The sequence below is a fragment of the Phocaeicola sp. RTP21359st1_B8_RTP21360_211022 genome, assembly GCF_040911965.1.
In the GTDB taxonomy this organism is placed as follows: Bacteria; Bacteroidota; Bacteroidia; order Bacteroidales; family Bacteroidaceae; genus Phocaeicola; species Phocaeicola vulgatus.
The window spans coordinates 25,089-40,976 of record NZ_JBDFXP010000002.1 but is presented as its reverse complement, the minus strand read 5'-3'; the positions used below and the strand labels follow the sequence as shown (position 1 = coordinate 40,976).

Here is a 15,888-nt window from a genome sequence, read left to right as displayed (position 1 = left end):
ATATTCACTCCGTTTTCAGTAAAACCAAAATATCGCCCAACGCTACTTTATAAGATTGAGTTGATGTTATATACACAAATGGATATTCGAGTTTTCCACCTGTTCGCGAAACATCTATAATACAGTTCCAATAGGTGTATAATGGAGCTTCTTCACTTGGGTCTAAGCATAATATTTTCGTTATTTTATCATCATTATCTTCTGTTTCGTATCCTATGGCAAGCAAAGCATGAGCACCATTGCCAAACTCCGTTGATATTATAACGGGATTATCTTCATCAAGAAAATCAGCTATTTCATTGATAACATCAGCATATTCTTTAGGATTCTTTCTAATTGCGTTGATATTAAAGTTTGAAGCCCTTATTTCCTTTGCCATAGTAACAAAAGAATAACCATTTCTTACTAACCCTTGTTCTTCCAAAAAGTGGCTTAGAAGCTTTCCCTTTCGGGTTCGTTTATCAGCACAATTGTATATCTGCAAATCTTCATTTGTAACAACTCCCATACAAAGCATAGCCATTGCTAACGAATAAACGGCACACGCGCCATCCATATCTCCTTGTCGTTTATGTAATGGCACAATACTCCCATTTGCATCTTTTACACGTACACCCTTGGAATCAAGTCTGATAGATTTTATTACTTTTATCGCTGCCATCTTTTATTTCAATCCCAATTAAAAGTCCTTATTATACTACGCAATCTATCCATTATCCGTGTCAGAGCCTTACGGGTCTTAATCAATCCGAGATGCTTCTCTTTCAAAGCCTTTTGTATGATTTCAGGCTGCTCTTTTTGCAGGTAATCATATTCTTTCAGGTAATGGTCAAGCACATCTGTGGCAAGACCTTCATCTTGTGCCAACGAGTTCACTGCCTTTTCTCGTTCTGTGGAGATATAGCGGTTCAAGCGTTCTTCCAGTTCGCTTGTGCCATCCGCTTTCTTCCGTTGCGCCATAAAGTTCTCTTTATCCTCATCCACATTCTTTTGGATGAAGCCGTCTATGAGTTTTGCCTTATTACGCATTTCGGCATCTTTAATCATGGTATCAATGATATTCTTTCGCCGTTCCGCATAGTCATTACTGTACGGGTCAAGGTCGGCAATCAATTCAAGGATGTAAGCCACATTGATAATGTCGCTGTGCAGAAGTTCAAGGCAGAAATCCACATCTTCTAACCGCTCATCGCCCGGTGTTTCATCACCCGACTTTACAGGTGAAACAGAATCAACTAAGATAAACGTATCGTGAATGTCAAGGTACTTGCTTCGGAAGTCCATGAACTGCTGTTCGGTCATGCCGAGGTCATCCGCATCATCATTGTAATCCTCGTATATCTGAATTTCTGCGTGTTTTCGGATAATGTCACGGAAAGCCAGTACAAAATCCTTCTTGTCCTTTTCGCTCTGTAATAGGTCTATGCTGCTTGGCTCTGGATATTTCTGTAAGAAATCCGTTGCCAACTGCTGATATTCCTTTTTCACATCCTCAAACGGAGGTCTTACTATTTCCTCTGGATTGTTGGAATTGCTGAACAGCCTGATAGCCGTATCTACATTGCTTTTCAAATCACGGAAACATACAATCTTGCCGAAACGCTTTTTCTCGTTCAACACACGGTTCGTGCGGCTAAACGCTTGCAGCAATCCGTGATACTCCAAGTTCTTATCCACATAAAGCGTGTTGAGCTTCTTGCTGTCAAATCCGGTGAGGAACATACCCACTACAAGGCAGAGGTCAAGCGGCTTCATATCCGCTTTCTTCTTTTTCATGCGCAGGTTGATGTCATCGTAGTAGGCACGGAAGTTTTCGGTAGTGAATGCAGTGCCGAACATTTCATTGTAGTCGTTCATAATGGCTTGCAATTCGTCCGCTTCACCTGTGCTTTCACTGACATATCGCCCCGTATTCATTCCTGTCTGCTCATCGTCTTGGCTACTGTTGGCAGCGTAGGTGAATACAGCTCCGATACGGATTTTCGGATTCAAGGACTTGAATATCTTGTAATAGCGGATAAGCATTGGCACGGACTGCACAGCAAACAATGCGTCAAACTCACCGTCAAAGGTTGACTTATTGAAATTATTAAGGATGAATTTGGCGATTTCTTCCATGCGGTTGGCATTGCCCTTTTCCACTTCCTCGCTTCCGTGATAATACTCCACGAGAAAACCCAACACGTTTTCATCGGCAATGGCATCCTTGATAAGATACTGATGCAAGCAATTACCAAATATCTCTTTAGTCGTATGCCCGTCCACGGCATTCTCCGTAAAGATAGGTGTTCCCGTGAAACCAAATACTTGTGCGTTGTCAAAGAACTTCATTATCCGTTTGTGGCTTTCCCCAAAGTGGCTTCTGTGACATTCGTCAAATATCATCACGATACGGGAGTGGCGTATGGCTTCTATCTTGTTGCTGTACCATGTTTTGCTGACGGCGGCATTGAGTTTCTGAATGGTGGTAATGATTATCTTGGAATTGCTGTGCAGCCGCTTCACAAGTTCATCCGTATTGTCCGTACCATCCACCGCACCCGGCTCAAAGGCTTCATATTCAGATTGGGTTTGCGTATCAAGGTCGTGGCGGTCAACCACAAACATCACTTTATCCACATCGTCCAGTTCGGATACAAGTTGTGCTGCCTTAAACGAGGTCAAGGTCTTTCCGGCTCCAGTGGTATGCCATATATAGCCGTTGTCATTGGAGTTCGTCACCTTATCCAATATCTTTTCTACGGCATAGAACTGATACGGGCGAAGCACCATCAGGCACTTGTCGCCCTCATGCAGCACGATGTATTTGCCGATGATTTTTCCGAGCGTACATTTTTCAAAGAAGAAAACTGCAAACTTATCCAATTCATTGAACGGCACATTGGCGGCATCCGTCCAGTTGAACGTAAACTTGTAGCCGCTGTTCGGATTGTTGGCGAAATAGCGAGTGTTTACTCCATTGGAAATAACGAATAGTTGGATGTAATCGAACAAACCATGAAAAGAAGTCTTATGGTAACGCTGTATCTGATTGTATGCCTGCTTGAGTTCCACTCCACGGCGTTTCAACTCAATTTGTACCAATGGCAGGCCGTTTATAAGAATAGTCACATCATAACGGCATTTCTTTCTGCCCTCCACCGTAATCTGGTTGGAAACCTGAAATTCGTTCTGACACCACTGTTGGCGGTTGAGAAATTCCACCCAGATACGTTTGCCGTCTGCCGTGTCAAGCGGATAGAGGTCACGGAGCTTTTTCGCCTTTTCAAAGCGCGCACCTCCTTCAAGGTAGATGAGTATCTTTTCAAACTCCTCATCCGTAAATTCTGTACGCCCGTGCTCTGCCAACCGCTTACGGTTGTGTATCTCCAACTGCTGTTTGAAATTGGCTTGAAGATTATCTTCCTCGTCTATTTGGACATACTCATAATCCATTTGCCGAAGCGTGGCGATAAGTCCGGCTTCCAATGCCGCTTCACTTTGTATTGACATATTCCTGTTTTATTCGTTACTCATTTTTCATTCAGGTCTTTGATAATCTCAATGCCCAACGCGTTTTCAATCTTACATATGGTTTCCAACGACATATTCTTTTTCCCTTTCAACACCTTGGATATGTATTGCTGGGTGCAGTTCATCTTTTTGGCAAGCATTTTCTGCGTCAAACCAAGTTCCGACATCCGTTTAGACATGGCGGCGGCAATCCATTGAGAGTACTGTGCCCAATCCTTTATATTCTGTTCCTTTTCTACCTCTTGCGCTTTCGGTATCGAAGCCACGGAAAGCGTTTTATCTGTCGTTGTGTTCATTGAGATACATCCTTTTCCTGTCTTGATTGCAAAGGTACAATAAATATCCCAAACCAAACAACCATCGGGTTGTGTTTTTGCAGAAAATTATTTTGTATGCAGTCTTATCCTCAAAATATAGGTTTAGGGGGTCGATGATTTGGCGACCCCCTTGTTATCATTGAATATAGGGATGCCATTTCAACAAAGCCTCAATGACTATTCATCAAAACACCCCATCCGTCAGGCTCATTGCCTCCACTTTCTTCTCCATGTTCACCTTTGCGTAAACCTGCGTGGAAGCGATGCTGCCATGCCCCAAAATCTTGCTGACCGAATAGAGTTCCGCACCTGCCGTTATCGCCAGCGTTGCCGCCGAATGTCGGCTGCTGTGATAGGTGAAATCCTTTTCTATCCCTGCCTTTTCCTTGATGCGGCGCACGTACTTCGCCACGTTGTCGGGCTTCTTCACCAACGGGAAGATGATGCCTTCCTCTCCGTTCTCCGGTCTTGGAGGGAGCAAGGACAAAGCTAATGTGTTGAGCGGAACGGTGACGGGGCGCTTGGTCTTGTGCTGGATAATGGAAACCATCTGCACGCCGTTCACGTCCTTGATGTCGCTCCACCGCAAGTGCTGCATATCGCCGAGCCGAAGCCCCGTCATGCACGAGAAGCCGAAAGCCATCTGCACGGTCTGCTCCATTGCGGTTTGCGGTTCAACGGCAAGAAAGCGTTTCAGTTCATCCGCAGTCAGGTATTCACGGTGCTTGTCCGGCGCGTGGAAGTGTTCTTCCCTTGTTAGGTCTTGAACCGGGTTGTACGCAATCAGCCCGTCACGCACCGCCTTGTTAAAAATAGCCTTGACTGTTTCCTCGAACAGCACGAGGGAATAAGCTGCCAGTCTGCCGCCATTCGTCTTTATTTGTTTGCGGTTGCGGTAACTCCGCATATAATCGAACAGGCCGCTCACCAAATCCCTGTCCACATCTTTCAGCAGGACATTCGTCTGCTTTATCCGTTGCAGGTAGGCGGCTATCCGTTTGCGGACAACGCCCTTGTGTGCAATCATCTTCTCGCAGTTGCCGCTGTCTATCGCACTTTGGATATAGTCGTCACACCAACCGAGCCATGTCATCGTCTTGGCGGTTTTGTTGTCCTCCGTCTTTTTCTTCTTCTCAAAGGTCGGAGGATTCAGGATGCGTTGCGCACGTATCTCCTGCGCCTTGCGGTAGGTTTCCCCATTGAGCTTCTTCGCATGGGGCGCATCGTCGGGAATTAGATAAAGGTGCAGGTTCTCTTTCTTGCGAAAGCCCGTTTCGTAATACTCCAAATACAGGCTGCGGTTTCCGGCTGTCAGTTGCCGTTCCTTGATTTCTACTTTCATAATATTTATCCTTTCCTAATTGGTTACACAAACATATTGTTCACGAGGTTCATCGTCTCAATTTTCTTCTTGTCCACTATCTTGGCATAGACCTCCGTCATCCTGATGCTCTGGTGTCCGAGAATCTTGCTCACCGTATAGAGGTCTGCACCGAGGGTCAGCAACAAGGTTGCCGCCGTATGTCGTGAGCAATGGTAGGTGATGTGCTTCTGTATTCCGGCCTCCTGCATCCATTCACCCAACACCACTTCAACTGTTGTAGAGGTGATGCGGAGTTGGTGGAACACCCTTTCGCTGTCTTTCGACTTTCGGGGCATCCACTTCAAGGCTTCGTTTGAAAGCGGTATCGTCACCGTGTTCTTGGTCTTTACCTGCTCATGCTCGATGTAGAGCGTCTTGCCGTCAGCCGCCTTGTGAATCTCGTTCCACTTCAACGCCATCATGTCGCTGTACCGCAACCCTGTGAAACATGAAAACAGAAATGCTTTTTTCACGATGTCATAGCGGCAAGGCGTGGCAATAAGCGTCCGCAGTTCCTCGATGGTCAGGAACTCACGGATGGCACTCTTCTTTTGCGGCTTCTCTTTTGCGTCCAACAGTTTGAACGGATTGCTGTCAATCAGCCCCTCGCGGACTGCCATATTCAAGGCTGCGGCAAGGCGATTCATGAAGATGCGGCAGGTGGTACTGCCCAAAGTCTTCTTCCCGTTGTTGAATGTGCAGGTTTTCAGAAAGGCGATGAAGCCCTTGCAGAAATCCTTGTCCACCTCTTTCAAGCCAAGGTTGGGCTTCCCTATATATAATAGGTATTGTTCCACCCTTGCCTGTGCGTTCCGCTTCGACCTCATGCTTGCCGGGGTAAGGCCGTTCTCATCCTTTGTGTACTTCTCCACCCAAGCGGCAAGCGTCATCCTTCCCTTTTTCACGTTCTCCCAATTCACAAGGCCGTGCCGCTGGATGTCGATGATGCGCTCAGCCTTGATTTGCTCGGCGAGCTTGAGCGTGTTCTTGTTCTGCAACTTGGCGGCAGCGTTCACTTCCGGCACGAGGTAGAGCTTCAAGCCCTCCTTCTTCCTTGCACCCATGTAATACATGTCGAGATACAGGCTTACATTGCCGTCATTGAGCCTCTTTTCGCGTATGCGGACAGGCTCTTTCATTTTGATTTCTTTCTTTTTCCGTCCCATTTTCTTTTCTGTGTTATCCGTTTCTTGGATTTGTTACTATATTGTTTATCAGTCACTTACATACTTTGCAAAGATAAATCCAAAAGGGACAAAAACGGGACAAAAAGCGCACGAAAATATCTCAATTTAGGCAAATATAACGGTCTAATCAAAAATCGGCACACATTCATAACTAGCTATAAATCAGTTGGATTTAACCGATTTCGTTATATTTGATTTCCTATGGTTTTACCCATTTGCAATAATTGGTGGTTACTGGTGGATTCTTCAAATGTGCATGGCACTGGCCGCCCTATTCGCCATCATCATGGCGGCAGGCATGGCGTACAAAATGATGGTCAAGCACGAGCCTTTGGACGTGATGAAGCTCTTCAGACCGCTGGCCGTGTCGCTTATCCTCTGCTGGTGGTATCCTCCGGCAGACACGGGCATGGCAAACAGCGGGAGCAACTGGTGCTTTTTAGATTTCCTCTCCTATATCCCGAACTGCGTCGGTTCGTACACACATGACCTGTACGAGGCCGAAGCCTCGCAAATCTCGGACAAGTTCGAGGAAGTGCAGGAGTTGATTTACGTGCGCGACACGATGTACACTGCCCTGCAGGCACAGGCCGATGTCGCCCATACGGGTACGTCGGACCCAAACCTTATCGAGGCAACGATGGAACAGACAGGTGTGGACGAGGTAACGAACATGGAGAAGGATGCGGCGAAGCTGTGGTTCACCTCGCTGACTTCGGGGGTAATCGTGGGGATTGACAAAATCATCATGCTGATAGCCCTTGTAGTATTCAGAATCGGTTGGTGGGTTACCATCTATTGTCAGCAAATTCTTTTGGGAATGCTCACCATCTTCGGCCCTATACAGTGGGCGTTCTCGCTCCTGCCCAAATGGGAAGGTGCGTGGGCGAAGTGGCTCACGAGGTATCTGACGGTGCATTTCTACGGGGCGATGCTCTACTTCGTGGGCTTCTACGTGCTGCTGCTGTTCGACATCGTGCTGTGCATACAGGTGGAGAACCTGACGGCAATCACGGCGAGCGAGCAGACGATGGCGGCTTACCTGCAAAACAGCTTCTTCTCCGCCGGCTACCTGATGGCGGCAAGCATCGTGGCCCTGAAATGCCTGAACCTCGTTCCCGACCTTGCGGCATGGATGATACCGGAGGGCGATACGGCGTTCTCGACCCGAAACTTCGGTGAGGGCGTGGCGCAGCAGGCCAAAATGACGGCGACGGGCGCAATGGGTACGGTAATGAGATAACAAAGTAACGATAAATATTCAAACAAAATGGTCATCAAGAATTTAGAGAACAAAATCAAACTGGTCGGAATTATCTGCACCGCCTTTCTCGTGGGGTGCGTCATCATCAGCATGTCGAGTATCTGGACGGCCCGCATGATGGTTACGGACGCTCAAAAGAAGGTGTATGTGCTGGACGGCAACGTGCCCATACTGGTACGCCGCACGACGATGGAGGAAACGCTCGACGTGGAAGCCAAGAGCCATGTAGAGATGTTCCACCACTACTTTTTCACGCTTGCCCCTGACGACAAGTACATCCGCTACACGATGGAGAAAGCGATGTACTTAGTGGACGAAACGGGCTTGGCACAGTACAACACGCTCAAGGAAAAAGGTTTCTACTCGAACATCTTGGGAACGAGCGCCGTCTTTTCGATTTTCTGCGACAGTATCGCCTTCAACAAGGAGAAGATGGAGTTTACCTACTACGGACGGCAGCGTATCGAACGGCGCAGCAATATCCTGATGCGCGAACTGGTTACGGCGGGACAGCTCAAGCGTGTACCCCGGACGGAGAACAACCCGCACGGGCTGCTCATCGTGAACTGGCGCACACTGCTGAACAAGGACATCGAGCAAAAGACGAAAAGCAACTATTAACACCATCAGCCCTATGAATATCAAAGGATTCAGACGTATGCTGTTCGGTGAAAAAATGCCGGACAGGAACGACCCGAAATACAAGGAACGCTACGAGCGTGACATAGATGCCGGACGGCGTTTCGCCAAGGCAACACGCATCGACAAGGCTGCGGCCAAGGTGCAGGGCTTCGCCAACATGCACCGGACGCTGTTTCTCGTCATCGTATTTGGCTTCGCCATCTGCGGGCTGACATGGAATATTTACCGCCTGACGGTGGTGTACCGCCATCATCCGACCCGCCGGACGGCCACGGAGATGCAGGATTCCGTGCTCCGGGAACGGCATAAGATGCTTTCCGTACCGCATGTACGAAGATTCGATACGAAGGAAAGTGGTACGGAAAGGCCGGAATAGAACGGCAGGCTTATGAATATGCCGTTTGAGAGAACTATAAGCAAGTATGTGCAACTCAATTAAAGGGAAACAATGAACAATATCTTCAAGAGAATTAATTTCAGGCAGCCAAAGTATATGCTTCCGGCTATCCTCTATATTCCCCTTCTCGGCACGTCGTACTTCTTTTTCGACCTGTTCCATACCGAGAAGGTCGAGGTACAGGATAAGACACTCCAGACGACCGAGTTCCTGAATCCCGAATTGCCGGACGCCCAAATCAAGGGTGGCGACGGTATCGGCAGCAAGTATGAGAACATGGCCAAATCATGGGGCAAGATACAAGATTATTCCGCTGTGGACAACATCGAGCGGGACGAACCGGACAATAACCAAGAGGAATATGAATCGCAGTACACCGAAGAGGACATCGCCCTGCTTGACCGGCAGGAAAAGGAAAATGATCTGGCAGCGGAAGCGGCCGATGCCAAGAGGCGGGAACAGGAGGCTCTCGCAGAACTGGAAAAAGCACTCGCCGAAGCGAGGTTGAGAGGACAACGGGAGGTCATGCCGTCCGAAACGGACAGCACCGCAACGGCGGCTCCGCCGGACACGATGACGCAGGCCAAGGGAACCATCGACGAGGAAAGCCGTTCGGTCAAAGCTCCTGCGGAGACGGACAAGGCAAGCGAGGTGGTGAAGAAGGTAAAGACGGCTTCGGACTACTTCAACACACTGGCGAAAGACGCTCGGGAACCGAAACTCATCAAGGCGATCATCGACGAGAACATCAAGGCCGTGGACGGCTCGCGTGTGCGGCTGCGCCTGCTGGACGACATCGAAATCAACGAGAGCGTGGTCAGGCGTGGTACTTACCTGTATGCCACAGTCAGCGGTTTCTCTTCCGGACGTGTAAAAGGAAGCATCAACAGCATATTGGTGGAGGACGAACTGGTCAAGGTCAGCTTGTCAATCTACGATACGGACGGGCTGGAAGGACTTTACGTACCCATCAGCCAGTTCCGCGAGACAAGCAAGGATGTGGCGAGCAGTGCCATGTCGGGCAGCATGAACATGAATACCAGCGGATACGGTAACAGCCTCGCCCAATGGGGTATGCAGGCGGTGAACAATGCCTACCAGAAAACGAGTAACGCCATCAGCAAGGCTATCAAGAAAAACAAGGTGAAGCTGAAATACGGGACGTTTGTGTATCTGGTGAACGGACGGGAAAACAGGAACTAAAAGGGCAGTGACAATGGAATCAGACATATCAAAACTTCATAAGGGAACGGACGGCTTCTATTACGAGGACTACATCGCTCCCGATAAGCCCGAAACATTCGTTGGGAAGCTCGTAAGTACCGAATGGTGGCACAAAGGGGTACGATTCGCCCTGATATGCAACTTTCAGGCAGAAGACGGGCGGAGGATTGCCTTATTCGCCTTCCAGAAGCATACCGGTTTTTACGGGCCGAGAGACGGTGCGGTCAATTTCAAACATGTGGAGAAGAATACCCTCTGGGAGTGTGAAATCCGGAAAACCCGGACGGAACGCTGTACCTGGATGAGCGCCCGACAAATTGTAGAACTGAAAACAGACGCAATATGATAGAGACGGATCGCATTTACCTTATGGACTGCATGGAGGGCATGAAACAGATAGCGGATAGTAGCGTGGACGCCATAATCGCCGACCTGCCTTACGGGGTGTTAAATCGCAGCAATCCGTCGGTGAACTGGGACCGCCAGATACCGTTCGCAGCCTTGTGGGAGCAATACCGGCGGATTACCAAGCCGGACAGCCCCATTATCCTGTTCGGACAGGGGCTTTTCTCCGCATGGCTCATGCTGTCGCAACCCCGGCTATGGCGGTACAACCTCGTGTGGCAGAAAGATCGGGTGACGGGACATCTCAATGCCAAACGTATGCCGCTCCGGCAGCACGAGGATATTCTGGTATTCTATAAAAAACAGCCGGTCTATCATCCGCAGATGACACCGTGTCCTCCGGAACGGAGAAATCACGGGAGGCGTAAAACGGAGGGATTTACCAACCGTTGTTACGGAACGATGAAACTCTCACCGGTACGCATAGCCGATGACAAATATCCGACCTCGGTCATCTTCATGCCGAAGGAACACAAGAAAGGCGCGTTCTACCACCCGACACAAAAGCCCGTGGCGTTGATGGAGTACCTGATACGGACCTACACCGACGAAGGCGATGTTGTACTGGACAACTGTATCGGGTCAGGCACAACCGCCGTGGCCGCTATCCGCACGGGACGACACTACATCGGATTTGAAATCGAACAGGTGTACTGCGAGATTGCCGAACGGCGGATTCAGGAGGAACTGGAATGCAGGAACAAAGCACAAGAGGAAAAAGAGATAAGGGAAGAAAAACAAAATCAATAAATCAATGACATGGACAAAAAAGGAATCGTAACGGCATTTCTTCTGGCGGCAGGACTGCTGGGAACGCCGAATGTACAGGCACAACGAACCTACGAGGAGATGGAACAACTTACGGTAAATGAACAGGTAACGACGGTCATCACGGCCTCGGAACCGGTACGCTTCGTGGACATCTCCACCGATAAGGTTGTCGGTGACCAGCCGATAGATAACATCGTCCGCCTGAAACCGAAAGAGGGCGGACACGAGGACGGCGAGGTGCTGGCCATAGTGACCATCGTAACGGAACGCTACCGCACGCAGTATGCACTGCTCTACACCACACGGGTGCGGGAGGCGGTAACTGACAAGGAAATCCAGTTGCAGGAACGAAACGCCTACCACAACCCGGCGGTCTCGATGTCCACCGTGGAGATGACACGCTTCGCCCGGCGTATCTGGAACTCGCCCGCGAAGATCCGCAACGTCGCCACCAAGGCACACCGCATGACCATGCGGTTGAACAACATCTACACCGTGGGAGAGTATTTCTTCATCGACTTCTCAATAGAGAACCGGACGAACATACGTTTCGACATTGACGAGATACGGGTGAAGCTGGCGGACAAGAAACTGACCAAAGCGACTAATGCGCAAGTCATCGAACTGGTCCCGGAACTGGTGCTGGAGACGGGCAAGACGTTCCGGCACGGCTACCGGAATGTGGTCGTGGTCAGGAAAATGACGTTCCCGAACGACAAGGTACTGACCATCGAGATGACGGAGAAACAAATCAGCGGGCGTGCTATCAGCCTGAATATCGACTATGAGGACGTGCTGTCGGCCGATTCGTTCAGCACGGCATTGCTGGAGGAGGAATGACAATGAGAAAGACGATTATCCTGACGATTGCCTGCATGTGCCTCGCCGTCGGCGCGAATGCACAACGGGGCAGCGGCCGCCTTTCGCTCGGAGCGGGGCTGCTGTACAAGAACGGGCTGGACGTGACGCTGGCCTACGAACACGAGATGAACTACCGCCATGCGTGGGAGTTCTTTGCCAACGGCTACCTGCAATGGGCAGAGTGCGAATCCTGCAAGCATGTATGCCCGAAATCTTTCTGGCAGAATTACCGTACCTACGGCTTCGGCGTGGCTTACAAACCCTGCGTCACGAGGGGACGCAACCATTACGGAAGCCTCCGTATCGGGGCTTCGGGCGGAAGCGATACGAGGAAGTTCCTTGTCGGGCTGCATTTCGGCTACGAGCACAACTATGTGTTGCGGGCGGGCTGGACGCTATACTGGCAAGTCAAGGGAGACGTGATGATAAAGGGGGCCGATGTGCTGCGTACAGGAGTTGCCCTCGGTATTAAACTACCTATAAAATAAGGGAAAGATGAAACAGAACACTATCAGAAAAACGTGCCAGGTAGTGCCGGTTCTCCTCATAACCGGGGCATTGGCTGCCTGCGACGCACATATAGAAGAACCCGACAAGACGGTACGTCCCGGACATGTCCTCTGCGTGGACGGCAAGGCCGTGCCGTACAGCGAGTATGAAAATTCCGGGAAACAGGCGATTGCCGTCGTCTTCCATACCTATTCGGACGGGGAAACGGAAGGAAACGGCTATGCCGTCTATCTGTGGGACATGACGCCGAAGGCTTTTGCCGACAGCCTCGGTGTCGAGCAGGGTACGTCGGCGGACATTGCTGCATACGACGGGAATGAGAACACGTTCGCCCTGTACGATACGGAAGAAACGGCCTCGCCGATGGCTGAAGCCGTTTTTGCCTTGTGGAAATACGGACAGAGCGCCTATATCCCCTCGGTGGCACAGATGCGTCTGCTGTATTCGGCACAGACCGTCATCAATCCGATTATCGAGAAATGCGGCGGCGACCCGCTGCCGACCGAGGCCGACGAGTGCTGGTATTGGACATCGACGGAGGTGGAAGGACAGCAGACAGTCAAAGCATGGCTCTACTCGACAGCCAGCGGAACCATGCAGGAAACGCCCAAGACACAGGCGCATAAAGTGCGTCCCATTATAACCATCAACAACTGAATTTATGATTATGAACGGAATTAAAGATTTTCAAGCACCACAGTATGTGGATATAGTACATCCGGACAAAGGATTCTTCGGGTATCTGTTAAGATGCAAATGTCCTAAACAAGAGGACGTTTCCGGTAATTTCATATTCCTCGACGATGGAATAGACTGCTACAAGAGGTTTCCCTCCGTAAAGAATCGCAGGGAAGAAATCCGGGCAGAATGGAACGGCCGTATCAGCCGTTACCATGATATTTTCCAAGGTCAGCTCTGCTATGTCAATGAAGAATTGATTGAAGATTTCATTGATTTCATGACTTATGGCTCTGACAATGCCGTCCGGATTTTCCTTGAGAAGTTTACAGCGGAAGTACGGGCTTCTGCAATATATGACGGGCTTAAACCTCTATATGCAGTTTCCCATGTCTGCCAGCTTTCCGCTGATAACCGTATGCAATGGCCTCACATCCACGTCCTCTGGGGTATTAAAAAGAATTGACATAGCAATGGAAGAGAGCAAGGAATTACAGGGATTTTACCGGATATTCCGTGCGGTGGTGTATGTCTCCGTACTGATGGAGTTTTTCGAGTATGCCATCGACCCGGCCATGCTGGACCACTGGGGCGGCATACTCTGCGACATTCACGGACGTATCAAACGGTGGGCCATCTATAACGACGGCAACCTCGTGTACAGCAAGGTCGCCACGGTGCTGCTGATCTGCATTACCTGTATCGGCACCAGAGCCAAGAAACATTTGGAATTCAACGCCCGGCGGCAGGTCTTGTACCCGCTCGTGAGCGGCTTTGCCCTGTTAGTGCTGTCCGTATGGCTGTTCGGTCATCCGATGGAGACGCGGTTCTACACGCTGCCGCTGAACATTATTCTCTATATGGCGGTATCGCTCACGGGGGTTATCCTCGTGCATGTCGCACTGGATAACATCTCCAAGTTCCTCAAAGAGGGACTGATGAAGGATCGTTTCAATTTCGAGAATGAAAGTTTCGAGCAATGCGAGGAACTGATAGAGACTCCGTACAGCGTGAATATCCCCATGCGATATTACTACAAGGGCAAGTTCCGTAAAGGCTGGACCAATATAACCAACTGTTTTCGTGGAACATGGGTAGTCGGAACACCGGGGTCGGGCAAGACATTCAGTATCATCGAGCCGTTTATCCGACAGCACTCGGCCAAGGGGTTCGCGATGGTGGTCTATGACTACAAGTTCCCGACGCTGGCCACGAAACTGTACTACCACTACAAGAAAAACCAGAAGCTCGGAAAGTTGCCCCAAGGCTGCCAATTCAATATGATTAACTTCGTGGACGTGGAGTACAGCCGCCGGGTAAATCCAATTCAGGCAAAATACATCAACAACCTCGCTGCGGCGAGCGAAACGGCGGAAACGCTGCTGGAATCCCTGCAAAAAGGCAAGAAAGAGGGAGGCGGCGGCAGCGACCAGTTTTTCCAGACTTCGGCTGTGAACTTCCTCGCCGCCTGCATCTACTTTTTCGTGAACTATGAACGCGAGCCTTACGATGCCAAAGGAAACAAATTGTACGCTGAAAAACGGCAGGACCCGGAGACGAAATTCTGGAAACCGACGGGTGTGGTACGCGCCAAAGAGGGCGGGGAAATCGTTGAACCTGCCTACTGGTTAGGCAAGTATTCGGATATGCCGCATATCCTGTCGTTCCTGAACGAGAGTTACCAGACCATCTTCGAGGTACTGGAGACCGACAACGAGGTTGCCCCGCTGCTCGGTCCGTTCCAGACCGCTTTGAAAAATCGCGCGATGGAACAGTTGGAAGGTATGATCGGTACATTGCGCGTCTATACCTCTCGTCTGGCGACCAAAGAGAGTTACTGGATATTCCACCGTGACGGTGATGACTTCGACCTGAAAGTGAGCGACCCGAAGAATCCGAGCTACCTGCTGATAGCGAACGATCCGGAAATGGAAAGCATTATCGGAGCGTTGAACGCCCTTATCCTGAACCGCCTCGTTACCCGTGTGAATACGGGACAGGGCAAAAATGTCCCCGTGAGCATTATCGTGGACGAGCTGCCGACGCTGTACTTCCACAAGATAGACCGCCTGATCGGCACGGCACGAAGCAACAAGGTGAGCGTGACGCTCGGCTTCCAAGAACTGCCGCAGCTCGAAGCGGATTACGGGAAAGTGGGTATGCAGAAAATCATCACGACGGTGGGTAACGTGGTGAGCGGTTCGGCCCGTGCCAAGGAAACGCTGGAATGGTTGTCGAGCGACATCTTCGGCAAGGTGGTGCAAATCAAGAAGGGTGTCACGATAGACCGGGACAAGACTTCCATCAATCTGAACGAAAATATGGACAGCCTCGTACCCGCCTCGAAAATCTCGGATATGCCGACGGGCTGGATCTGCGGCCAGACGGCACGGGACTTCATCCAAACAAAAACCGGCATAGGCGGCTCGATGAACGTGCAGGAAGCGGAGGAGTTCAAGACCTCGAAGTTCTTCTGCAAGACGGATTTCGACATGAAGGAAATCAAGAAGGAGGAAGCGGCGTATGTACCGCTGCCGAAGTTCTACACGTTCAAGTCGAGAGAGGAACGGGAACGCATTCTTTACCGGAATTTTGTGAATGTGGGAATGGAGGTGAAAGAAATGATAAAGGACGTGCAGAACAAACGAGGGGCGAAATAAGAAACCTGTTTCCGATATGAGGGAAAGTAAAAAAAATGCCTGCAATGATTCCGCGATTATTGCAGGCGTTTTGGCGTTTCCGGTATCTTGGAAAAT

The 15,888-nt window shown here is 49.9% G+C and carries 15 protein-coding genes and 1 pseudogene; 11 read left to right on the top strand and 5 right to left on the bottom strand.

Going from position 1 to position 15,888, the window contains the following annotated elements; translation table 11 throughout:
• Positions 1–4 precede the first annotated feature (4 nt).
• The 5 genes from AB5062_RS01065 to AB5062_RS01045 all read right to left on the bottom strand — a co-directional run bounded on the left by AB5062_RS01065 (position 5) and on the right by AB5062_RS01045 (position 6,359).
• Positions 5–661 (bottom strand): hypothetical protein, encoded by a 657-nt coding sequence (locus AB5062_RS01065; RefSeq protein WP_032570797.1) that lies wholly within the window; start codon positions 659–661, stop codon positions 5–7.
• A gap of 8 nt (positions 662–669) precedes the next feature.
• Positions 670–3,492, bottom strand: coding sequence for a type I restriction endonuclease subunit R (locus AB5062_RS01060; RefSeq protein WP_032570800.1), 2,823 nt, complete (start codon positions 3,490–3,492; stop codon positions 670–672).
• Positions 3,493–3,512: 20 nt separating this feature from the next.
• Complete coding sequence (locus tag AB5062_RS01055; protein ID WP_032570819.1) at positions 3,513–3,809, bottom strand: helix-turn-helix transcriptional regulator; 297 nt, start codon at positions 3,807–3,809, stop codon at positions 3,513–3,515.
• A gap of 205 nt (positions 3,810–4,014) precedes the next feature.
• Positions 4,015–5,172 carry a site-specific integrase gene (locus AB5062_RS01050; protein ID WP_032570802.1) on the bottom strand — a complete coding sequence of 386 codons (1,158 nt, stop codon included), beginning with the start codon at positions 5,170–5,172 and terminating at the stop codon, positions 4,015–4,017.
• A 23-nt stretch (positions 5,173–5,195) separates the two neighbouring features.
• Positions 5,196–6,359 (bottom strand): site-specific integrase, encoded by a 1,164-nt coding sequence (locus AB5062_RS01045; protein ID WP_032570804.1) that lies wholly within the window; start codon positions 6,357–6,359, stop codon positions 5,196–5,198.
• 253 nt (positions 6,360–6,612) lie between these two features.
• Between AB5062_RS01045 and AB5062_RS01040 the strand changes: the two are divergent.
• From AB5062_RS01040 to AB5062_RS00990, 11 genes and pseudogenes are all read left to right on the top strand, one after another.
• Positions 6,613–7,623, top strand: a pseudogene (locus AB5062_RS01040) (hypothetical protein); the annotation flags it as partial.
• Between the two features lie 27 nt (positions 7,624–7,650).
• Positions 7,651–8,265, top strand: a complete 615-nt coding sequence (gene traK, locus AB5062_RS01035; RefSeq protein ID WP_007569263.1) for a conjugative transposon protein TraK — start codon at positions 7,651–7,653, stop codon at positions 8,263–8,265.
• A 13-nt stretch (positions 8,266–8,278) separates the two neighbouring features.
• Complete coding sequence (locus AB5062_RS01030; RefSeq protein WP_007569264.1) at positions 8,279–8,662, top strand: hypothetical protein; 384 nt, start codon at positions 8,279–8,281, stop codon at positions 8,660–8,662.
• A gap of 72 nt (positions 8,663–8,734) precedes the next feature.
• Positions 8,735–9,886 (top strand): conjugative transposon protein TraM, encoded by a 1,152-nt coding sequence (traM, locus tag AB5062_RS01025; RefSeq protein WP_007569265.1) that lies wholly within the window; start codon positions 8,735–8,737, stop codon positions 9,884–9,886.
• A gap of 13 nt (positions 9,887–9,899) precedes the next feature.
• Complete coding sequence (locus AB5062_RS01020) at positions 9,900–10,253, top strand: hypothetical protein (protein ID WP_007569266.1); 354 nt, start codon at positions 9,900–9,902, stop codon at positions 10,251–10,253.
• On the top strand, positions 10,250–11,062 hold the full coding sequence (locus AB5062_RS01015) for a site-specific DNA-methyltransferase (protein ID WP_007569267.1): 813 nt from the start codon (positions 10,250–10,252) through the stop codon (positions 11,060–11,062). The genes AB5062_RS01020 and AB5062_RS01015 overlap by 4 nt, the downstream gene beginning before the upstream one ends.
• Positions 11,063–11,071: 9 nt before the next feature.
• A complete protein-coding gene (traN, locus tag AB5062_RS01010) occupies positions 11,072–11,923 on the top strand; it encodes a conjugative transposon protein TraN (protein WP_007569269.1) in 852 nt (283 codons plus the stop codon).
• Positions 11,920–12,432 carry a hypothetical protein gene (locus AB5062_RS01005; protein ID WP_007569273.1) on the top strand — a complete coding sequence of 171 codons (513 nt, stop codon included), beginning with the start codon at positions 11,920–11,922 and terminating at the stop codon, positions 12,430–12,432. Before traN ends, AB5062_RS01005 begins: the two co-directional genes overlap by 4 nt.
• 7 nt (positions 12,433–12,439) lie before the next feature.
• Positions 12,440–13,111 carry a hypothetical protein gene (locus AB5062_RS01000; protein WP_007569275.1) on the top strand — a complete coding sequence of 224 codons (672 nt, stop codon included), beginning with the start codon at positions 12,440–12,442 and terminating at the stop codon, positions 13,109–13,111.
• Between the two features lie 4 nt (positions 13,112–13,115).
• Positions 13,116–13,598 carry a hypothetical protein gene (locus AB5062_RS00995; protein WP_007569279.1) on the top strand — a complete coding sequence of 161 codons (483 nt, stop codon included), beginning with the start codon at positions 13,116–13,118 and terminating at the stop codon, positions 13,596–13,598.
• A 7-nt stretch (positions 13,599–13,605) separates the two neighbouring features.
• A complete protein-coding gene (locus AB5062_RS00990; RefSeq protein WP_007569281.1) occupies positions 13,606–15,792 on the top strand; it encodes a type IV secretory system conjugative DNA transfer family protein in 2,187 nt (728 codons plus the stop codon).
• The last annotated feature ends 96 nt before the right edge of the window (positions 15,793–15,888 follow it).